General features: G+C 67.3%; 21 protein-coding genes and 1 pseudogene. 9 read left to right on the top strand and 13 right to left on the bottom strand.

What is annotated here, in order from left to right; translation table 11 throughout:
• Nucleotides 1-9: 9 nt before the first annotated feature.
• Nucleotides 10-855 (top strand): SDR family NAD(P)-dependent oxidoreductase, encoded by an 846-nt coding sequence (locus FHW79_RS30500; RefSeq protein WP_183182392.1) that lies wholly within the window; start codon nucleotides 10-12, stop codon nucleotides 853-855.
• 296 nt (nucleotides 856-1,151) lie between these two features.
• Nucleotides 1,152-2,237 (top strand): Gfo/Idh/MocA family oxidoreductase, encoded by a 1,086-nt coding sequence (locus FHW79_RS30495; RefSeq protein ID WP_183182391.1) that lies wholly within the window; start codon nucleotides 1,152-1,154, stop codon nucleotides 2,235-2,237.
• A gap of 289 nt (nucleotides 2,238-2,526) precedes the next feature.
• Here FHW79_RS30495 and FHW79_RS30490 read toward each other — a convergent pair whose 3' ends face one another.
• Complete coding sequence (locus FHW79_RS30490) at nucleotides 2,527-3,381, bottom strand: LysR family transcriptional regulator (RefSeq protein WP_183182390.1); 855 nt, start codon at nucleotides 3,379-3,381, stop codon at nucleotides 2,527-2,529.
• Between the two features lie 119 nt (nucleotides 3,382-3,500).
• On the opposite strand from FHW79_RS30490, the gene FHW79_RS30485 reads away from it, so the two are divergent.
• Nucleotides 3,501-4,508, top strand: a complete 1,008-nt coding sequence (locus FHW79_RS30485; RefSeq protein WP_247884689.1) for a zinc-dependent alcohol dehydrogenase family protein — start codon at nucleotides 3,501-3,503, stop codon at nucleotides 4,506-4,508.
• A 37-nt stretch (nucleotides 4,509-4,545) separates the two neighbouring features.
• Here the strand turns inward: FHW79_RS30485 and FHW79_RS30480 are convergent, their stop codons facing one another.
• Entirely contained in the window at nucleotides 4,546-5,394 is an 849-nt protein-coding gene (locus FHW79_RS30480) for a tyrosine-type recombinase/integrase (RefSeq protein WP_183182389.1), read from the bottom strand.
• A gap of 172 nt (nucleotides 5,395-5,566) precedes the next feature.
• Here FHW79_RS30480 and FHW79_RS30475 point away from each other — a divergent pair.
• A pseudogene (locus FHW79_RS30475) lies at nucleotides 5,567-6,196 on the top strand (IS6 family transposase); the annotation flags it as partial.
• A gap of 27 nt (nucleotides 6,197-6,223) precedes the next feature.
• Here FHW79_RS30475 and FHW79_RS30470 read toward each other — a convergent pair.
• The 4 genes from FHW79_RS30470 to FHW79_RS30455 form a co-directional block, all read right to left on the bottom strand.
• Nucleotides 6,224-7,021, bottom strand: a complete 798-nt coding sequence (locus tag FHW79_RS30470) for a KUP/HAK/KT family potassium transporter (protein WP_183182388.1) — start codon at nucleotides 7,019-7,021, stop codon at nucleotides 6,224-6,226.
• Between the two features lie 181 nt (nucleotides 7,022-7,202).
• On the bottom strand, nucleotides 7,203-8,195 hold the full coding sequence (locus FHW79_RS30465; protein ID WP_183182387.1) for a DUF6635 family protein: 993 nt from the start codon (nucleotides 8,193-8,195) through the stop codon (nucleotides 7,203-7,205).
• Nucleotides 8,196-8,279: 84 nt separating this feature from the next.
• Complete coding sequence (gene tatA / locus FHW79_RS30460) at nucleotides 8,280-8,504, bottom strand: twin-arginine translocase TatA/TatE family subunit (protein ID WP_183182386.1); 225 nt, start codon at nucleotides 8,502-8,504, stop codon at nucleotides 8,280-8,282.
• A 49-nt stretch (nucleotides 8,505-8,553) separates the two neighbouring features.
• Complete coding sequence (locus FHW79_RS30455) at nucleotides 8,554-9,330, bottom strand: TerC family protein (protein ID WP_183182385.1); 777 nt, start codon at nucleotides 9,328-9,330, stop codon at nucleotides 8,554-8,556.
• A 148-nt stretch (nucleotides 9,331-9,478) separates the two neighbouring features.
• Between FHW79_RS30455 and FHW79_RS30450 the strand changes: the two genes are divergently transcribed.
• A complete protein-coding gene (locus FHW79_RS30450) occupies nucleotides 9,479-9,799 on the top strand; it encodes a hypothetical protein (RefSeq protein ID WP_183182384.1) in 321 nt (106 codons plus the stop codon).
• 44 nt (nucleotides 9,800-9,843) lie between these two features.
• On the opposite strand, the gene FHW79_RS30445 is transcribed toward FHW79_RS30450, so the two are convergent.
• From FHW79_RS30445 to FHW79_RS30420, 6 genes are all read right to left on the bottom strand, one after another.
• Nucleotides 9,844-10,428, bottom strand: a complete 585-nt coding sequence (locus FHW79_RS30445) for a DUF2076 domain-containing protein (RefSeq protein ID WP_183182383.1) — start codon at nucleotides 10,426-10,428, stop codon at nucleotides 9,844-9,846.
• 65 nt (nucleotides 10,429-10,493) lie between these two features.
• Nucleotides 10,494-11,231, bottom strand: a complete 738-nt coding sequence (locus FHW79_RS30440) for a Bax inhibitor-1/YccA family protein (RefSeq protein ID WP_183182382.1) — start codon at nucleotides 11,229-11,231, stop codon at nucleotides 10,494-10,496.
• Nucleotides 11,232-11,266: 35 nt separating this feature from the next.
• Entirely contained in the window at nucleotides 11,267-12,049 is a 783-nt protein-coding gene (locus FHW79_RS30435; protein ID WP_183182381.1) for an anti-sigma factor, read from the bottom strand.
• A gap of 3 nt (nucleotides 12,050-12,052) precedes the next feature.
• Complete coding sequence (locus tag FHW79_RS30430; protein ID WP_183182380.1) at nucleotides 12,053-12,550, bottom strand: sigma-70 family RNA polymerase sigma factor; 498 nt, start codon at nucleotides 12,548-12,550, stop codon at nucleotides 12,053-12,055.
• Nucleotides 12,551-13,137: 587 nt separating this feature from the next.
• The gene (locus FHW79_RS30425) at nucleotides 13,138-14,448 is read right to left on the bottom strand and encodes a hemolysin family protein (RefSeq protein ID WP_183182379.1); all 1,311 of its coding nucleotides are present in this window, start codon (nucleotides 14,446-14,448) and stop codon (nucleotides 13,138-13,140) included.
• 439 nt (nucleotides 14,449-14,887) lie between these two features.
• Nucleotides 14,888-15,358: a hypothetical protein gene (locus FHW79_RS30420; RefSeq protein WP_183182378.1), complete on the bottom strand. Its 471-nt coding sequence runs from the start codon at nucleotides 15,356-15,358 to the stop codon at nucleotides 14,888-14,890.
• A gap of 172 nt (nucleotides 15,359-15,530) precedes the next feature.
• Between FHW79_RS30420 and FHW79_RS30415 the strand changes: the two genes are divergently transcribed.
• Genes FHW79_RS30415 through FHW79_RS30405 form a run of 3 tightly spaced genes read left to right on the top strand, consistent with a single transcriptional unit; the run spans nucleotide 15,531 to nucleotide 18,550 of the window.
• Nucleotides 15,531-16,517, top strand: coding sequence for an amidoligase family protein (locus FHW79_RS30415; protein ID WP_348984319.1), 987 nt, complete (start codon nucleotides 15,531-15,533; stop codon nucleotides 16,515-16,517).
• Nucleotides 16,518-16,533: 16 nt separating this feature from the next.
• Complete coding sequence (locus tag FHW79_RS30410; protein ID WP_183182377.1) at nucleotides 16,534-17,229, top strand: response regulator transcription factor; 696 nt, start codon at nucleotides 16,534-16,536, stop codon at nucleotides 17,227-17,229.
• Nucleotides 17,222-18,550 (top strand): HAMP domain-containing sensor histidine kinase, encoded by a 1,329-nt coding sequence (locus FHW79_RS30405; protein ID WP_247884691.1) that lies wholly within the window; start codon nucleotides 17,222-17,224, stop codon nucleotides 18,548-18,550. The genes FHW79_RS30410 and FHW79_RS30405 overlap by 8 nt, the downstream gene beginning before the upstream one ends.
• Here the strand turns inward: FHW79_RS30405 and FHW79_RS30400 are convergent.
• Nucleotides 18,540-19,364: an undecaprenyl-diphosphate phosphatase gene (locus tag FHW79_RS30400; RefSeq protein ID WP_183182375.1), complete on the bottom strand. Its 825-nt coding sequence runs from the start codon at nucleotides 19,362-19,364 to the stop codon at nucleotides 18,540-18,542. The genes FHW79_RS30405 and FHW79_RS30400 overlap by 11 nt on opposite strands.
• 219 nt (nucleotides 19,365-19,583) lie before the next feature.
• On the opposite strand from FHW79_RS30400, the gene FHW79_RS30395 reads away from it, so the two are divergent.
• Complete coding sequence (locus FHW79_RS30395) at nucleotides 19,584-19,856, top strand: hypothetical protein (RefSeq protein ID WP_183182374.1); 273 nt, start codon at nucleotides 19,584-19,586, stop codon at nucleotides 19,854-19,856.
• Nucleotides 19,857-19,879: the final 23 nt, after the last annotated feature.

The following is a 19,879-nucleotide window of genomic DNA, read 5'->3' as shown; positions in this document are numbered from 1 at the left end:
GGGAAGACGATGATCGTCACGGGTGGTGCAAGCGGTATCGGCATCGAGACGACCTCGGCACTCGCCGCGGCCGGAGCCGCCGTCGTCATCGCCGCCCGCCGTCCGGACGCAGCGGACGAGGTCGCGGCGGACATTCGGGTCAGGAGCGCCAATCACGACGTCCGGGTCCGTCAACTGGACCTCGCAGACCTCCGATCAGTCGGGCGTTTCGTCGACAACTGGGAAGGCCCCGTCCACGCGCTCATCAACAACGCGGGCATCATGGCCTTGCCGGATCTGCAGCACTCTCCCCAAGGATGGGAGATGCAGTTCGCGACCAACTTTCTGGGGCATTTCGCCCTAACACTCGGCCTCCGCCGCTCTCTTGCCCAAGCCCAGGGCGCACGCGTCGTGTCCGTGAGTTCCAGTGGGAGTCTGTTCGGCCCGGTTTTCTGGGACGACCCGCACTTCCGCTTCATCCCCTACGATCCGCTCCTCGCGTACGCGCAGTCGAAGACGGCATGCACCCTTCTGTCGGTGGGCATCAAAGATCGATGGGCCGAAGATGGGATCGTATCGAACGCGCTCAATCCGGGAGCCATCGCAACCAACCTCCAGCGTCACACAGGCGGGCTCCGCACGCCCGAGCACCTTCGCAAGACCTCTGAGGAAGGCGCGGCGACATCGGTGCTCCTCGCGGCTTCGCCGTTGGTCGAGGGAATGAATGGACGCTATTTCGAAAATTGCGTCGAGGCTCCCGTCGTGCCGAGTCGCCCCCAGTCGAGATTGGAGGGCGTGGCCGCATATGCGCTCGACAGCGCCAACGCTCAAAAGCTCTGGGAGATGGGCCTCGGACTTCTGGGAGAATGCAAATGACACGATCCTGGAAGTAGGTCTCATCGGTTTCGGCGCCCAAGATCACCTGCGTTCGATGCGAGGACGTCATCTGCACCATAACGCCGAAATGGACCGAGTGTCCGAGAGCAGGATGAACGTGACACGGCCAATGGAGGACCATCTCGTCTTCCCGCCCACCGACGACACACGTCCGGCCAACATGCACAGCTTCGGGCACCACCACGAAGCCCGGGAATTCAAGGATGGTCCGGGGCGGATCGCCAAGCTTGAACTCCGCCAAGTCATTCTGGAAATCACGTCAAGGAGCGCGCCCAATGACCCATGCACCGATCAGGGTTGGCATCATCGGCGTTCACCCCGACCGTGGTTGGGCCTCGACCGCCCATGTGCCTGCGTTGAGGGACTTGCCGCAGTTCCGACTTTCTGCCCTGAACCACAGCCGGATCGAAACCGCGAGGGCGTCGGCTGAGAAGTTCGGTTTCGAGCACGCGGTGTCATCGACCGACGAGCTTGTGAACCATCCCGATGTCGATCTGGTGGTCGTGACCGTGAGGGTGCCGGAACACCTTCATCTCGTGACCGCAGCGCTCCAGGCAGGGAAGTCGGTGTTTTCCGAATGGCCGCTTGGTATGAACCTTCGGGACGCTGAGACAATGAACGCGCTTGCCGCCGAAAAAGGCGTCTCGGCCGTGATCGGCCTCCAAACACGCGCGAACCCGACCCTCCGGCACATGCGCAAGCTGATAAAACAAGGCTATCTCGGCGAGGTGCTCTCGGTGTCGGTCATCGGTTCAGGAATCACGTGGGGGGAGGAACTCGAAGAGGCTTTTCGATACACCCTGGACCCGTCCAAGGGCGCGAGCATGCTGCACGTGCCGTTCGCCCATACAATCGACGCCCTGCTGTTCGCGCTCGGCGAAGACTTCCTGAGCGTGTCGGGGACATTGGTTCGTCGCCGTCAGACGATAAGGATTACAGGAAGCACGGAAGTTGTCCCGCTCGACGTCGCGGATCAAATAGCTTTCTCTGGCAGGCTCACGTCTGGCGGCCTCGTGACATGCCATTTCCGCGGCGGACTGTCGCGCGCAACCAATTTCCATATCGAGATCAACGGCACCAGGGGCGACCTGTTGCTTACGAGTCCTGTCGGCTACGTAGGTCTGGGCGGATTCAAGCTGATGGGCGCGCAAGCAGACGAGACCCTTCATCCGATCTCCGTACCCGAGGGCTTCAGTGCCGACGACAACGTCCTGGCGGGCAACGTGAGGAAGCTCTACGAACTGATTGCGTCCGACATGACGTCCGGCACCCTTCAAAGTCCGACGTTCGGAGACGCCGTCAAACTGCATCGGCTGATCAACGCGATCGAGCAAAGCGGCGGGGTGGCGCGCGATGTCTGATGCCAACAACGTTTGAACAGTTCCGGCTGTCCGGATGCGACAGGTTCTTGGCAGCATCAACCCCTGACCTGAGCGGCAACCTTGATATTGCTAAGGTCGCGAGCACGGAAGACCGATGCGTCGACTCGACCACCTCGGGCTTGACCCGCCGGTGGTCCCCGGCGACTTGGCTGGGCGAGGTCTTTTCGCCAACGCCCTGCGGATACATCAGCGGAGGGCGCCGGCGCGCCTCGTTGGTTCACGGCGCGGCGAGCCTTCCATGGTATAGCCGACCGGGCAGAACATGGTGTCAATCTTTCGAAAGATGCTCGATCGTCAGATCGAGGAAGGCGCGCAGCCGCGCCAAACGGCGAAGATCCTGATGATAGCCGATCCAAACATCGCGTCCTGGTGGCGGCTCGCCAAGATCGATGACTTGCAGGCCGTCCAACGCATCCCCAATAGGGCGTGGGAGAACAGCCAATCCGACGCCCAAGGCAGACATGTAAGCTTGGGCATCGCGGTTGTTGCTTCGAAACGCAATGCGGGCGTTGGGGAGCATTCGCTGGAGCCACGCGACATCCGGCATGCCGCCGAAGGTGGAGTTCATTGTGACCAGTGCGCAGCCTGTGCCATCACCAGCCTTCGGCGTTGGGCTCCCGGCGACACCGTAAAGAGCGTATTCGATACGGGTCAGCTTACGCTGCACCACTTCCGGCTCGTCGAACGGACGGATGCGGTACACGAGGTCCGCCTCCCGCCTTGACAGGCTTAACAACCGCGCATCGGTCAGCAGTTCCACAGTGACGCCCGGATGACGCCGTGTGAACTCATAAATAAGTGGTGTCAGTATGTGAAGGCCGAACCAGTCGGAGGACGACACCCGCAAGTTGCCCTCCAAACGCCCTCCCTGTCCGGCCAGCACACGCTCCAAGGCAAGGCTTTCCTCCTCCATGCGCTCGGCATGGCGCAGCACAGCGGTCCCTTCGTCCGTCAGCACGAGGCCATCGCTTGTTCGCTGGAACAGCGTGTGGCCGACCGCCTTCTCCAGCGCGCGCAAACGTCGCCCCATGGTCGGCTGGGTCTGTCCGATGCGCCGGGCCGCCGCACCGAGCGTGCCCTCGCGGGCAATCGCCAGAAAGACTCGAAGGTCGCTCCACTCCATGTCGCATCATACAGAAATGCATGCTCTGCGAACAAGAATGTTAATTTTCAAACATCTGTGTTTGGCCGAACTTCAGACCCAGTCGCGTCAACGCACAATTCCCAGAAAGGGTCACGATCATGTCCCATGAACTGAACAACTCAATGCGCGCTTTGGTGCTGGACGCGTACGACGCCCCGTTTCGTCTGACCGATGTTCCACGGCCAGCGGCCGGGCCCGGTCAGGTGCTGGTGCGCATCGCCGCCAGCGGCGTCAATCCGCTGGACACCAAGATCCGTGCCGGCGCAGCGGCGCACGCCAAGCACCCGCTGCCGGCCATACTCGGCATCGACCTGGCGGGCGAGGTCGTTGCCGTCGGTTCCGGAGTCACCTCCTTCAAGGCGGGCGATCAGGTCTATGGGATGACCGGCGGCGTCGGCGGCCGGCAGGGCTCGCTGGCGGAATATGCCGCGGTCGAGGCCGACTTGCTCGCGCACAAGCCGGCCAATCTGACAATGCGTGAGGCGGCTGCACTGCCGCTGATCACCATCACGGCCTGGGAGGGATTGGTCGATCGCGCCGGCATCCGAGCCGGCCAAACGGTTCTGGTGCAGGGGGGCGCCGGCGGTGTGGGTCATGTGGCCGTACAAGTTGCCCGTGCATTTGGAGCGGCCGTCTGGGCGACGGACTCTGCGGATAAGAAGACAACTGTCGAGCAGTTGGGCGCCACCGCCATCGATTACCGCGCCGAGACGGTTGAAGCGTACGTTGCCCGTCACACGCAGGGCCGCGGCTTCGACTTGGTTTATGACACCGCTGGTGGGCCGGTGCTCGACGCCTCCTTCCAAGCGGTCCGGCGCTTCGGGCATGTGGTCAGCTGCCTGGGCTGGGGGACGCACGCGCTGTCGCCGCTGTCATTCCGTGCCGCGACCTATTCGGGCGTCTTCACCTTGCTTCCTATGCTGACGGGAGAAGGGATGCGGCATCACGGTGATATTTTGCGCCAAGCCGCCTCCCTGGTCGAAGCTGGCAAGCTCCTGCCTCGGCTCGATCCGCGCCGCTTCTCCCTGGAACAGGCTGACGAGGCGCATGTCGCGATCAAGGATGGAAGTGCCATTGGCAAGATCGTCGTCGACATTGCCGCGTGACTTCGGCCATGGTGCAGGCTGCCAATCGGCTTGAGCACTACGGCTTTCTTCTGCTTCGAGACGCTTCAGCCTGCGCCACGGCGCTGCGCTCGGTGAGCAGGCGGTCCCCGTAGCGCAGCACCATCTTGATGTCTTTCCAGCCGCCGGCCTGGGCGATGGCGGCCACCTCGTGGCCGTTGGCGAGCAGGTCCTGCGTGGTGCCGACGCGCACGCTGTGCCCGGAAAAGCGCTGCAGCACACCAGCGTCGGCGGCGCGGTCGTTGAGCACGCGGACGGCTGCGGTGTCGGACAATGGCGTGATGCCGGCGCGGTGCACGCCGACGAAGACGAAGTCGCGCGCCGCCGCGAGGGCGGCCCAGCGCGTCCGCCTCTGCGCAGCCTCCACGTGGCCCGCTGACGGTTCCGGTATGGCGGCGAGCGCCTGGTCGATGGCCTCGGCGTGGGCGTCGCGCCACACGTCCAGGGCCGCCACCGCCTCGGCGGTCAGGTGGCGCATGTGGCCCTGGCCCTTCTGGTCGGTCTTGCTGCGGCGGATGCGGACCGAACCGCTGGCTTTGACCGGGTGACGCTCGAAGTCGTCCCAGCGCAGCCGCACCACCTCGCCGACCCGGGCCAGCGTGTCGCGCCAAACGAGGAGCAGCGCCCGGTCACGCAGATCATAGAGCGAGGCTGGTTTGCCGTCCTCGCGGGCGTCGCCGAGGCGCCGCTCGATCTCGGCGACCATGCGGTCGCTGGCCTCACGGGTGAGCGCCGGCGCTTGCCGCTGCCACACCCCAACGTCGCGCTCGAAGGCGTCGACGGCGAAACCGACCTTGCCGGTCTTGGTCGAGTCCGGCAGATCAGCGGAGCGGTGCAGCAGGCCGATGGCCCACAGGTACTGCTTCATGGTGGCCGCCGCGACCGGACCGGTGGTGATCGCGGTGGGCTTGCCACGCTTGGTGACGATCCGCCGGAACGGCTGCTTGGCAATGGACGCGACAAAGGCCGCCACCGTGGCCGGAGACGCGGGAAACCATCCATGGCCGCTGCTTTCGCACCACGCACGGAACAGCCGAACGTTTCCGCTCAGCCTGCGCATGGTCGAGGAGATGCTGGCGCTGCGGGGCATCGTCGTCAGCCACGAGACGGTCCGGCAATGGGCCCGGAAGTTCGGTCAGGTGATCGCCAACCGCATCCGCCAGCGTCGACTGGCGCAGGGCGACAAGTGGCATTTGGACGAAGTCGTGATCAGCATCGCGGGCGCAAAGCACTACCTGTGGCGGGCGGTCGATCAGGATGGCTTCGTCCTCGACGTGCTCGTCCAGCGCCGGCGCAACAAGCGGGCGGCCAAGCGTCTGTTGCGCAAGCTGCTGAAGAAGCAGGGCCGAGCCCCGCGTGTGCTGATAACCGACCAGCTGAAGTCTTATGCAGCGGCCAAGAAGGACCTGACGCTGCGCTGCGAGCATCGCCAGCACAAAGGGCTGAACAACCGCGCTGAGAATTCCCATCAGCCGACCCGACGCCGCGAGCGCCAGATGAAGCGCTACAAGTCACCGCAACAGGTGCAGCGCTTTCTCGCCATTCACGATCCGATCGCCAACCTCTTCCATCTCCGCCGCGACCACCGCACCGCCGCCGAATACCGCGCCGCCCGGGCCCAAGCCTTTCAGGCCTGGGCGGACGTGGCTGGCGCCCGCTTGGCCGCGTGATCGGGCAGCACCTCGGCGTCTGCACCATCACTCCGCGCCGGCTCGACAAACCGCCATCAAGTTGACGGTGCCCGCCTCCGCGCCGGTCACGCACAGGACGACGGCGCCGAAGACCAGCAAGCCCGTCCAGCCCTGTTCGGCCAGGAACAGGATCGCATGGTGCGGCGAGACGGCCGACAGAACCCCCGGAGTGGCGACGATCTGCGCGGCACCGAGCACGGCCAACGTCAGGAACCGGACGAGCATCACCGGGCCGAACATCCGGCCGACCCCGGCCGTCCCGAAACGCTGGACGGCGAAGAGAGCGGCCAGGACCCCCAGTGTCAGGGGCAGCACCCAGGTCATGAGGGCCGGCGAAGCCACCTTCAGGCCTTCGATGGCGCCGAGAACCGAAATGGCCGGGGTGATGACGGCGTCTCCGTAGAACAGGGCGGTGCCCAGGATGCCGAGGGTCAGAATGGCGACGGATCGCATTCCTCCCTGGCGGCGGCGGAGCGCCAGGGCGGTGAGGGCGAGCACGCCGCCCTCTCCCTTGTTGTCGGCACGCATCACGAAGACAACGTACTTGACGGTGACGACCAGCAGGATCGCCCAGAAGATCAGGGACAGGGCACCGAGCACATGGGTGTGGTCCGGCGTGATTCCGCCCTGTATGAAGATCTCGCGCAACGTGTAAAGCGGACTGGTCCCGATGTCGCCGTACACGATGCCCAGCGCTCCCAGAAGGAGAGCGGCGCGCGGAGAACTCTGATCGACGCCTGTACGGTCATGAAGCTGTTCACCGATCACCGCGTTCTCGGTTTTCGCTGTAGGAGTGCTGCGCATGCTTTCGTCTCGCCAGCCATTGCCAATGGACGTTCCTGATCGCTCCCGAACGCCGCCGCGTGATCAACAGAGTATATGGCATGCCGTCTATCGCGACGGAGCGGCTTCCGTTCCATTCTTTCCGCCAAATGGGGCACGCGGTGCCGCTCCCCTGCAGCGACGATTCCGCCGCCGGCCAGCATCATCCCGAGCGGAAAAACCGGGACGCCGCCGCCGCGTAGTCGAACAGATCGAGCAGACGGGCGACATAATGGTCCTTCACCACCAGGCTTTCCCGAGCCGGGCCGCGCAGATTTGCTTCGAGAACGTCCAGCATGCGGTGCAAGCGCCTCTGATGGACCCCGAGACTCCGCTGGACGGGACCGGCCACCACCCCCGCAAACGCGGCCAGGCTGGCGCTGAGCAGCACCAGGGCGATGATGGTGACGATCAGCAGGTTCGCCGGCACCGTGACGGGGACTATCGCGTACCACAGTCCCCCGAGAGTGGCGCCAAGCGGAAAGCCGGCCACCGCGGTCTGGTGCGCAAGCACCGCGGCGACGCTCGGCCCCAGCGTCATCATCCCTGGCGTCATCGCGCCGAAGGCCAACGCACCGACGCCCAGGCTGACGAAAGCGCTTGAGACCTCGCCGGCCGCGGTGCGGGTCCCACGGTACGTGGCGAGGATCGCGGAAAGTCCCGCGTCCGATACGCCACCCGCAGGCAACGACCTCAGCAGCCTGTGGGACACGCGTGGGTCGTCGAGCATGGCTGCGAACAGCGCGTCGTCGGACGGTTTCCCTTCCTGCGCCTGGTTCACCGAGAGGCCAAGCAGCTCCGTCCGGATCAGGTGCTCGATCCGGCGTGCGACGGCCGTGTTCAGGAAGAGGTCGCGGGTGTCCAGCCAATACGCCAGCGATGCGGCACCGAGTCGGCGGCTGACGACGGCGCCCACCTTCAGGGCCGCGGCGGGCACGGTCAGCAGCAGATTGACCAGCACGCGGAGCAGATCCCAACCCAGCGCCTCCCGGTGCAGCGCCAAGCTGCCGCCGACCGTGAAGTGACGGGCGACGAAGCGGTCCACGCGGGCATGCCGCTCGGCGAAGTAGCGGGTCAAGGCCGCCGTGAAGACGTCTCCGGCTTCATACGCCAGATCGGCCTGACGATCGGGTCCGTCATCGGGAATCTGTGACACGGACGTCTCCCGTTCCCCGCTCCGATGCGGCGATTCCGCTCCCTGTCGGCGCTCCCTCGCCGCCCGCGGGTCGGTGAAAAACCTTCAGGCTTCGGTTCCCGAACGCCTGCCGCCCTCCGGCGGCGGTGCCGCGACCCCACGGGCGGTGTTGTCGGCGGCCGTTCCCGGCGCATCGTCCTCGCTCCACCCGGCCTTGAAGGCGCGGACGCTCTTGCCGAGATCGCCCATGACCTGGGGCAGCTTGCCGGCCCCGAAGAGGATCGCGGCGATCAGCAGCAGGATCAGGATTTCCCAAACGCTCAGTCCCATCGACGCCTCCCATTCCCGATGCGCGAAGCGGATTCTTCAACCTTGGCCGTCATTCGGCCGATTGGTTCCGCGGCTTGCCCGGCGCCGGATGCTCACGTTTCCGTCTGGCCCGCCGGGACAGCAGGTTAAGCCCTTCGATCAAAGCGGAGAAGGCCATCGCGGCATAGATGTAGCCCTTGGGCACATGCGCCCCGAAGCCCTCGGCGATGAGCGTGGTGCCGATCAGCAGCAGGAAGCCCAGCGCCAGCATCACCACGGTCGGGTTGGCGTTGATGAAGTTCGCCAGTGGCGTGGCCGCCAACAGCATGACGGCGACGGTGAACACGACGGCGATCACCATGATGGCGACGTGCTCGGTCATTCCTACGGCGGTGATGATGCTGTCGATGGAGAACACGAGGTCGAGGACCAGGATCTGGCCGATGACCGCCGCGAAGCCCACCGTCGGCGCCCGGGTGTCGAACAGGTCGGGGTTGGGGTCGGGGTCGACGTTGTGGTGGATCTCCTTGGTCGCCTTCCAGACCAGGAAGAGGCCACCGGCGATCAGGATCAGGTCGCGCCAGGACAGGCCCTTGCCGGAGAGGTCGATGACCGGTTCGGTCAACTGTACGATGACGGCGACAAGGCCGAGCAGGCCAAGGCGCAGCAGCATGGCCGCGCCGATGCCGATCCGCCGGGCCCGCTCGCGCTGATGCTCGGGCAGCTTGTTGGTCAGGATCGAGATGAAGATCAGGTTGTCGATGCCGAGCACGACCTCCATCGCGATCAGCGTCGCGAGCGCGGCCCAGGCGGCGGGTTCGGCGGCCAGAGCCAGCAAGCCGTCCATCAGCGGATATCCTTCGGTCGGGGTGATTGAATCGGTTGGCGTGGCCCGCGGCGGCCGGTGGGCGGGGTTTCGCGCATCACCCCATTGGCGACGCGCGATCCGTCCGGTTGGTCCCCATATGCCTGAGACTTCCAGCCAGGAACCGGCGATGGACCGTCAGGACGCATTCGGCCCCCTCATCGAACAGGTCGGCGCGCTCACCGGCGCGGTCGCCAACCCGGTTACGGGCTTGGCGGTCGCCGTGCTGGCGGTGCTTGTCACCCGACGGCAACGCCTCCTGCTCGCCGCCGTGGCGGTCGGCGCGGCGGAGGGGGCGGTCATGGCGTTGCTGGGGGTTGTGCATGCCGGCGTCCTGGCCGGCTGCACCACGGGTGCGGCGGGCTCGGTCCTGCAGGCCCTGGTCATCTGGCCGTTCGCCCGGCGTGCAAAGCGCATCGGGCGACGCTTTTCCCGGTCGCCGAAGGGTTGAAGGCCGGGAACCGGCGCGGCCGAGAGCCGGTTCCCGGCCATGGCTCAGAATTCCTCATCCTCGCCGAAACCGGGATCCTCATCCCAGGCCGACGCTTCGGGTTCCGCGGCCGGTTCCGGTTCCGCGGCGTTCGCCTCCCCGCCGGAAAAGGCGCTGGACAGCGCGCTGCCGATCAGCATGCCGCCGGCCACGCCCATGGCGGTCTGCATGGCGCCGGCCATGAAGCCGCCGCCGGCCCGCTGCGGCTGCTGGGCGTAGGCGGCCACGCGCGGGTCGCCGTAGGCCGGGGCGGCGCCCGGCACTTGGCCCCAGGGCGAGCCGCCGGGGCGCTGCGGCGCCGGGGCCGGCGTGGCGCCGCCGCCGAACAGACCGCCGAACAGGCCACCACCACCAGCCGCCGGGCGCTCCTGAAGCTGGCGCTCCAACTCCTGGTTCTGGTTCTGCGAGGCGGCGAGCGCCTGCTCCAGCATCACGATGGCCTGGGCCATCAGGTAGGGCGCGCCCGGCTGGCGGGCGATGGTGTCGCGGATGTGGGCTTCGGCCTGCGGGTCGCGCGGGCCGGATTGGGCCTCGGCCTGGCGCAGCTTGGCGAACAGGTCGTCAATGATCTGGCGTTCGGTCTGGTCCATGATTGCGGTTGTGCTCTCGTTGGTTGGAGAAAGGTTGGGAAACCGGAGCCTCGTGGTGGCGCCGTCTACTCGTTGCGGCTGCCCATGAGCTGCATCAGCATTTGGAAGAGGTTGATGAAGTTGAGGTAGAGCGAGAGGGCGCCCATGACGGCGAGCTTGGTGTTGCCCTCGTGGCCGTAACCCTCGGCGTACTCTTCCTTGATGCGCTGGGTGTCGTAGGCGGTCAGGCCGGTGAAGATGACCACGCCGATGACCGAGACGGCGAACTGCAGCGCGCTGGAGCCGACGAAGATGTTGACCAGGCTGGCAATCACGATGCCGATCAGGCCCATCATCAGGAACGAGCCCATCTTCGACAGGTCGGCCTTGGTGGTATAGCCCCACAGGCTCATCGCCGCGAACATCGCCGCGGTGATGAAGAACACCCGCGCCACGCTGGCCCCGGTGAAGACCAGGAAGATCGACGCCATCGACACGCCCATCACCGCGCAGAAGGCCCAGAACAGCCCCTGCAGCGCGGTCGCCGACATCGCGTGGAAGCGGAAGGACAGCACCATGATGAAGGCCAGCGGCGCCAGCATCACCACCCACTTCAGCGGGGTCGTGAAGATCGGCACGTACAGCGCCGGCGTGCTCGCCACGAGCAGCGCCACCAGCCCCGTCACGCCAAGGCCGAGCATCATGAAGTTGTAGACCCGCAGCATGTGCTTGCGCAGGCCCTCGTCGAACGCCGCGCGGTCCATCCCCGCGGCGGCGCCCCATTGGCTTTGGTTGGGGCTTTGGTTGGGATATTGGTTGAACATGAACGCCTCTTTCTGTCGTGGATGACGTGGCGTCTTCAGAACCAGGACGTCTGCGTGGTGTTCGCCACGTCGAGCAGCTGGTCGGCCGGGATGCTCGCGCACAGCGCGTAGACGTGGGTCCCCTGCTGCCAGTAGACGACCGACAGGCCCTGGACGTCGGCCATCGTCGGAGCGGTGACGGCGAATTCCTTGCCTTCGGCGGCGAAAAGCGTCACGCGCTCGAAATCCTGCGTCATGTAGACGACCTGCACCGCGCTGCCTTCATCCCAGGGGACGATGCGCGACGCCAAGGGCATCAGCTGGCCCGGAAAGCTCGGCAGGGGCAGCTGTGAACCGACCAGGCGCGAGACGACCTGGGCGAGCCGGGGTGCCTCCTCCGGTGGCAGCCCGTTGAAGGACGGGCCGGTGTCCATCGCCGCGCGGTGGGCTTCGACCGCTTCGTCGGCGAACACCGGAATGGGGTGCGCGGCGGCGACCGGATCGACCAGCGTGTGCGCCGTCCAGCCGACACCGATCAGGATGAGCGCCGCCGCCGCCCTGCGGAGCATCAGCATCCGGCGGGTGGCTGAACGGCGGAGGCTGGGCGGCGGGTGTTCCGTGTCGAGGGGGACGACCGCCGACGCTTCCGGCGCCGCGCCGCTGTCCGGCTCGGTCATGAGGTAGAGGCGGAGCTTGTCGCGTTGCCGGAGATCCTGCATGACGCGGCTGGCCAGGGCCGGGTTCCCCTGGAGATAGGCCTCGACCTCGATGCGCCGCTCGGGAGGAAGCTCATCGTCCACGAAGGCAAGCAGGTCGTCTTCGGTCACGGGCGTCGCCATGAATCACCTTACCAGTCGCAAATGTGGAGCCGGCGCGTCCTGGTCGGCCGCCGCACGCAACGCCGCGCGCCCGCGGCTGAGCCGGGACATCAGCGTGCCCAGCGGGATGCCGATGCATTCGGCGGCATCCCGGTAGCTCATCCCTTCGACCGCGACGAGCATCAGCACCTCGCGCTGCTCCTCGGGAAGCGTCATCAGCGCCGCCACCGTCTCGCCGAGCGACACCCGATCGGTCTGGTTGGGCGCCTGTGCCCGGATCGCCTGCGCCGCAATGGCCGCCTCGGCGGCGCTTTCCGTGTGCTTGCGGCGGCAGCGGGAGGCATGGGTGTTGTGCACGATGGCCAGCAGCCATTTCCGCAGGTCGTTGCCATCCTGCCAGGTGTGCGCACCCTCCAACGCACGCAGGGCCGCCTCCTGCACCAGATCTTCGGCGCGTTCGGAATTGCGCGTCAATACCAGCGCGTAGCGACGCAGCACCCCGAGGTGGCGAGAGATGTCCATGCTCCCCAACAGGTCAGTTTCGACCGCTGCATACCAACACCCCCCAACCTTTCATCCCACCGGTTCGCAAATTTTTTTCCGGCCGGCAGAATGTGAAAAATCCGGCGCGCCGCGGGAATAAGAAGACTTCTTCGTGAGTATGCTAAGCTTTTTTCAGAGAAAGGCGCCGATGCTTCGGTAATAATTTTCTGACTTCCAGCAACATCAGCCAATAATATCATTGGCAATTTGCTGGGCCACTGCCATATGCCCGCGCTGACGCCACATCGCCGCATGCGTCCGGGCGTCTTAAAGGCAATTATCGAGGTGAATGCTACGACTTGTGCCAAGCGCATCCTGATCGCCGGCCTGTTCGCCCTTGGTCTGGCGGCCTGTGGGGAGCAGAACAGCGGAAGCCAGTCCTCTCCTCCTGCAGCGCAGCCGTCCTCCACACCGGGACAAACGCAGTCGACGCAGTAACAGCGACGGAACGGGCGCCTCGCACCCAGCGCGGCCGGGCGCCCGTTTGCCGTCACGGCAGGACCGGCATCGGGTCCACCGGAAACCGCCGAGCGCACGGCGCGCCCTTGCGGTTACCGACGCCCCGGTTATTCATCGGCCACGGCAGAAGAATCGAGCCGGGGAACGACCAACACCTTGTCGATCCGGCGGCCGTCCATGTCCACGACCTCCACCCGGACGCCCTCCCATTCGAACGCTTCGCCGGCCACCGGGACGTGGCCCAGGTGATGGAGCACCAGACCGGCCACCGTGTGGAAGTCACCGGTGCCGCGCACCCCGCGCAGCCCGACGGTGTCCTCGAACTCGTCCACCGGCATCCAACCTTCCACCAGCCAGGACCCGTCCTCCCGGCGCACCGCCGCGGTTTCCATGGCCTCGCCGGCCTCCGGAAGATCGCCGGCGATGGTCTCCAGGATGTCGGTCAGCGTGACGATGCCCTCGATGCTGCCATACTCGTCGACGACCACCGCCAGATGGTGGCCGGAGGTCTTCATCAGCTCCAGCAGCTTCAGGATCGGCGTGCCGTCATGCACGACCAGGGGCCGGGCAGCCTGGGCCTCCAGGTCGAACGGGCGGCCCTCGACGAGGGCGTTGACGAGATCGCGGGTGTGGATGACGCCGACCAGCTCGTCGAGCTCACCGCGGCACACCGGGTAGCGGGAATGGCCCCCAGCGCGGATCGCTGCCAGCTGTTCGGCCTGCGTCTTGCCCAGATCGAGCCACGCGACGTCGGGGCGCGGGATCATGATGGTGCGCACCGTCCGGTCGGCCAGCCGCAGCACGCCGTCGATCATCTCCTTCTCGGCCGGAGCGAACACGCCGGCTTGCGTGCCTTCGGAGATCATCGACCGGACCTCCTCCTCGGTGACCGATTCCTCCCGCGCCCCGTGCAGACCAAGCAGGCGCAGCAGCAGGTCGGTCGACGCCCCGAGCAGCCAGACGAAGGGGGCGGCGATGCGCGACAGCAGGCGCATCGGCGGGGCGATCAGCGAGGCCACGCGCTCCGGGCTCTTCAGCGCGATCCGCTTGGGAATCAGCTCGCCCAGGACGATCGACGAATAGGTGATGACGACCAGCACGCCGCCGACGCCGAGCAGTTCGCCGCGTCCGGCCAGGGCGGGAAAACTGTCGAGCCATTGGCCGAGCCGGTCGCCCAGCGTCGCGCCGCCATACGCGCCGGCGACGACGCCGACCATCGTGATGCCGATCTGCACCGTGCTGAGAAAGCGGCTCGGGTCATCGATCAGCCGCAGCGCCATCCGGGCGCCGCCGTTGCCCTGATCGGCCATGCTCTGCAGCCGGGCCTTCCGCGACGAGACGACGGCCAGCTCGGACATGGCGAACACCCCGTTCAACAGGGTCAGCGCGACGATGATGGCGATTTCAAAAGACAGCATGACGGGCGATTCCGGACGTGAGAAGAGACGGCGGGCTCCAACGGCTCAGGGGCGGTTGGGCTGCTGACCACGGGCGTGGGCCGGGCGGGGCGAGGGGCGCCCTGGCCTGGTTCCAGCACCGGCTCTCGACGCCCGGCTTGGCTGCCAGGGCGTGTCGGGCCGCGGGTCTGCGTCTTGGGAATCGCCCGAATCGGGCTGCGGGGGAACGCCGCAGGACATCCGGTCGGGCCGGATACCCTGCGGCCCACAAGGGCCGCTTGAAACGTTCATGGTGTCCCCGGCCGGTCGCCGGGGGCGCTCCGTCTTTGTTGCACCTGCCCCGATCATGTGGTTTCGGCACGCCTTCGCGCAACCGTGAAGTCGGGGTGGCGGCCCGAAACCGTTGGTGGCACCCCCGGACGATCCGGACGCGCCCGTCCCGTTCCGCCTGCGGAAACCGTCAGATTCGTATCTGTTCCTCCACTGGCTTTTCCGCCGGTGCCGACTGGGCGACGCCGTCCAGAGCCCGCTTCAGCGCCTCCAGGCCGGCCGCCGTCGAGCCCTTCGCCGATTCGACCGCCCCGCTGATCGCCATGCACAAATCCAGACGCTGCTGCGGATCCTGCCGGCTCGATTCGAGCAGACGGCCGATGGCGCCGGTCCCATCCTCGACGCCGGGCGGAGACTCCGCCGGATCAATGCCGAGCAACGGTAGGATGTACTCCCGTCCCTTCTCCCTCGCCAGGGCGACGGCGCGGTCGCCGAACTTCCCGGCGGCCTGCAGCCCCATGTCCCAACTGGTGAGGGCGGCGGACACCGTTGGCGAGCAGAGCGGCCCGGTGCCGGCCGCCGGTTCGGCCGCGGCGGCGGGAGTGGCGACGCACAGGCCGGCGGCGATGACGAAGGCTGCGGAGCGCGCGGTGATCGGCATGGATTCAGGGTTCCCCAAGTGGCGTCCGCCTATTTGGGGGCACGACCATCGCGCGTCCAGTCAGGTCTTGTGCGCCTTGCGGTGAGACCGGGCCTTGGACGCGACCGGTGTCCATGACGGGAATTTTGTGCGTTGCAGCGGACCATCTTGGAAAGCGGAAGCGCGGGGCCACATGCGGGGCATGCACAATCACGATCCCCCGCCGGCGACCGTTTCCCTGCCCGAACGTCGCACGAGCGTTCACCGATCCGCTCCTCGCTTCCAGCGACCGCCGTCGACGCGAACCGCGCAAGGGGCGATCCGGCGCGTGGGGGTGGAGATCGAGTTTCTGGGCATCAGCGCCCGGGCCGCCGCTCAGGCGCTGGCGCGCGCGTTCGGCGGGACCTGCGTTGAGGAGGACCCCCACGCCTTTCATGTTCTGGACACGGCGCTCGGGCGCCTGAGCGTCGAACTCGACGTGCGCCACGCCCACCCGCGGCGAACGGCGGCGGCCCAGCGCCTTCGCCTGAATCCGGTGCTGGCCGCATGGCTCGGCGCGGCTTTGAGCGGTGTCGTGCCACGCGAACTGATCACCGCGCCGCTCCCCGTCGGCGAGTTGCACCACGTGGACGACGCCTTGCGGGTGCTGCGCGACGCGGGCGCCCGTGGCGCTGGGACGACGTGGTTCGGGTCGCTGGGGCTGCATTTCAACATCGATCCGCCCAGCCTCGACGCCGACACGATCACCGCCGTGCTGAAGGCGTTCCTTCTGCGAAACGCCCGGCTGCGCCGCGAGACGGTCGGTCGCGGCCTGACGCCGGCCTTCCTCCCCGCGCCCTATCCGGACGACTATGTCCGCCGCGTCGTCGCCCCGGACTACTGGCCGGACCTGCCGACCCTGGCCGAGGACTACCTCGCCGCCAACCCGACGCGGAACCGCGACCTCGACCTGCTGCCCCTGTTCCTCCACCTCTTCCCGGACCGGGTGAGGGCGGCGCTTCCCCATGAGAAGATCGGAAGCCGGGCCGTCTTTCATTACCGCCTGCCCCAGGCCCATGTCAGCGATCCGGCGTGGAGCATCGCCGGCGCCTGGAACGGCTGGGCCGGCGTGGAAACGTTGGCCGGCGACCGCGACGACCTCCTGCGGCGTTGGCGGTCCCTGCAGGAACGAGCGGCCTGATGCCGGCGAGGACGACGTGAGACTGCTGCTGGTGGAGGACCATCGGGCCCTGTCGGAGATGGTCGCCGGTCATCTGGCGAAGGTCGGCTTCGTGGTGGATTCCGGGGGGTCCGCCGAGGACGCGAGCACGGCGCTCGGGATCACCCGCTACGACGGCATCGTGCTCGACCTCGGCCTGCCCGGGGCGAGCGGCATGGCCGTCCTGGAGCATGTCCGGCGGCGGGCGTCGCACGGCGTGCCGGTGCTCATCCTCACGGCCCGGGACTCTCTGGAAAGCCGTCTCGCCGGGCTGAACGCCGGAGCCGACGATTATCTGGTCAAGCCCTTCGACCTGAGGGAGCTGGAGGCCCGGCTGCGCGCCGTCCTCCGCCGACCGGGGCCGCGCCAGACGGAGTCCTTCGAACTCGGCAACCTCACCTTCGACGTCTCGTCCTGGGACGCGCGGGTGGACGCACAGTCGCTCGACCTCGGGCGCAAGGAGTTCGCGCTGCTGGAGGAGCTGATGCGGTCGGCGCCGCGCATCGTCATCAAGGACCAGCTCGAGGACCGGCTGTACGCCATCCATGAGGCCGTCACGCCGAACGCGATCGAGGCGATCGTCTCCCGCCTGCGCAAGAAGCTCCAGGCGGCGGGCGCCCGTGTCCAGATCGCGACGGTCCGCGGCGTCGGCTACAAGATGACGGCGGAGGCGCGGGCGCTTGCGGATGAATAGCCTGCGCTCCCGCCTGCTCCTGGTCATGGCGCTCGTCTTCGCGCTGGGGGCGGGGAACGTCGTGATCTACCTGCTCGACCTGGACGAGGACATCCGCGCGCACGTCCTGAACGAGCAGGTCGACACCCTTCTCGCCACGGTGACGCCCGCCCCGGACGGTTCGAACCTCGGCGCGTTCCCCATGCAGTTCTCCGCTTCGGACTGGCGCTACGCGCTCTACACGCGCACCGGCGATCTCGTCGCGAGCGCTCCGGCGGGTGCCGCGCCGCTGCCGTTCCGCAATCCGGAGGCGCTTCCCGAAAGCGCGCGGGCCGCCGTCACGGCGCGCCTGATCGGCGACAACCGCGTGCTTGTCGCAAGCCGCAACGACTGGGAGGACTGCGAGGAGCTGTGCCAGCTGTTCCGCGAGCGCATGGCCGGATCGTCCGTGGTCATCGCGATCCTGGCGGCCATCTCGCTGGTCTCGATCGTCTTCCTGGCGCGCTGGATGCTGGGCTCGGTCCGCCGCGCGGCCGACCTCGCCTCGACCATCGGCGTCGCCCACCCCGAACGGCGCATCCCGCTGCGCGAACTGCCGGAAGAGATCGTTCCGCTGGCAATCTCCGCCAACCAGGCGCTGGACCGCCTGTCGTCGGCCTATGAGATCGAACGGCGCTTCACCGCCGACGCCGCCCACGAGCTGAGGACGCCGCTCGCCGTGCTCGATCTGCGGCTGCAGAAGGCGCGCACCGAGCCAAGCCCCGACTGGAGCGCCATCGCGCGGGACATGGAGCAGATGCGCCACCTCATCGACCAGCTCCTGGTCCTGGCCCGCGCCGACCAGGGCGGCGAGCGGGCTCCCGATGAACCAAGCGTCCCCATCGAGCTCGCCAGGATCGTCCGGGAGGCGGTCGCCGACATGCTCCCGGCCTATGAGGCGGCGTCCCGCACGATCGACGTCGCCGTCGCCGAGGGTCTGGTGGTCGAAGACGCGCACCGGCAGCTTCGCCAAGCCCTGAGGAACCTGCTCGACAACGCCTTCCGCCACGGGCGGGGGCAGGTCTCGGTGTCCCTCGCCAGCCGGGACGAGCGCACGGCGGTCCTGCGCGTGTCCGACGAGGGGCCGGCGGTCCCCCGCGGCGAGGGCGGCGTGCTGTTCGAGCGCTTCCACAAGGGCGCGCGGAACACGCCGGGGTCCGGGCTCGGCCTGGCCATTGTCCGGCGCATCCTGCGCAATCTGGGGGGGGACGCCCGCATCGGAGCCGGCCCCACCTTCGCCATCGAGCTGATCGTGCCGCTCGCCCCGCTCGCCCCACCCCGCCCGACACCCGTCAGGGCGTGATCACGCCGAGTTGCAACAGCGCCAGCAGCGCGAGCCCCAGCACCGTCCGGTAGATCACGAACGGCATGAAGGACGCCCGCGAGACGAGTTTCAGGAACGCCACGATCACGATGTAGCCGACGAGGAAGGCGACGGCGGTCGCCACGATCGTCGGGGCGAGGGCGACGTGCTGCGGCTCCCCCCAGGATTTGGCGAGCTGGTAGAAGCCCGACCCGAACACCGCCGGAACGGCGAGGAGGAAGGAGTAGCGCGCCGCCGCCTCCCGCGTGAAGCCGAGCATCAGGGCCGCGGTGATGGTGCCTCCCGACCGGGACACGCCGGGGATGAGCGCCATCGCCTGGGCGAAACCGAGCAGAAGGCCGTCGCGCCACGACAGCTCGGCCAGCACCTTGCGCCGGCGGCCGTAGCGGTCCGCGACGCCCAGGATGATGCCGAACACGATGAGCGTGGAGGCGACGATGTAGAGGCTTCGCAGGCTCGTTTCGATGGCTCCGCTGAACAGCAGGCCGAGGACGACGATGGGCACGCTGCCGACCACGATGAGCCATCCGAGGCGCGCGTCCTCCGGGACATGGCCGCCGACCCCCGATGTCTGGCGGATCATCGCCGTCGCGATCCGCATCAGGTCCTCCCGGAAATAGATGAGGACGGCCAGCTCCGTGCCGATCTGCGTGATGGCGGTGAAGGCCGCCCCGGGATCGGCGCCGGACGGCAGGAACTCCCCCGCGATCCTGAGATGCGCGCTCGACGAGATCGGCAGGAACTCGGTCAGGCCCTGCAAGAGCCCCAGAACAGCCGCTTCCCATATCTGCATCGTCCCGTCTCCGTTTCTTCTTGGTGTCGTGTACGGCGGCAGCCTGCCGTCGCGAGCTGACACGCACCTGATGCGGACCGGCGATTCCGCGGCGCAATTGGGAGGCCGTCAGGATCGTGTCAGCCGCCGTGGCTAGGACTGGTCGGGACGGTTGGAAGAGGTCCGCGACGACGGCGCCGTCTCTCCGCTTCCCTGAAACGGCCGAAGGTGGATCACATCATGGATGCAGCCGTCGAGATGGTCATGCATTTCCTGGAACGCCATCACGACTGGGCCGGTCCGATCGTGGCGGTCCTGGCGTTCTGCGAATCGGTGGTCCTGGTCGGCCTCGCCGTACCGGCAACGGCCCTCATGATCATGTTCGGCACGCTTCTGGGGCTGGGCATCATCGACCCGGTTCCGGTGGTCGCCGGAGCGGTCCTAGCATTACAGTTGCGCCTTACGCTTGTGGGCTTGGTTGGCGATGGCCTGATGGCATCGTCTCCAAGCTGACCATGCGATGACGGCAGCGGGCT

This window comes from Azospirillum sp. OGB3, assembly GCF_014192915.1.
Lineage (GTDB): Bacteria > Pseudomonadota > Alphaproteobacteria > Azospirillales > Azospirillaceae > Azospirillum.
The sequence above is the reverse complement of the archived record's forward strand: the minus strand, read 5'-3'. Positions and strand labels throughout refer to the sequence as shown.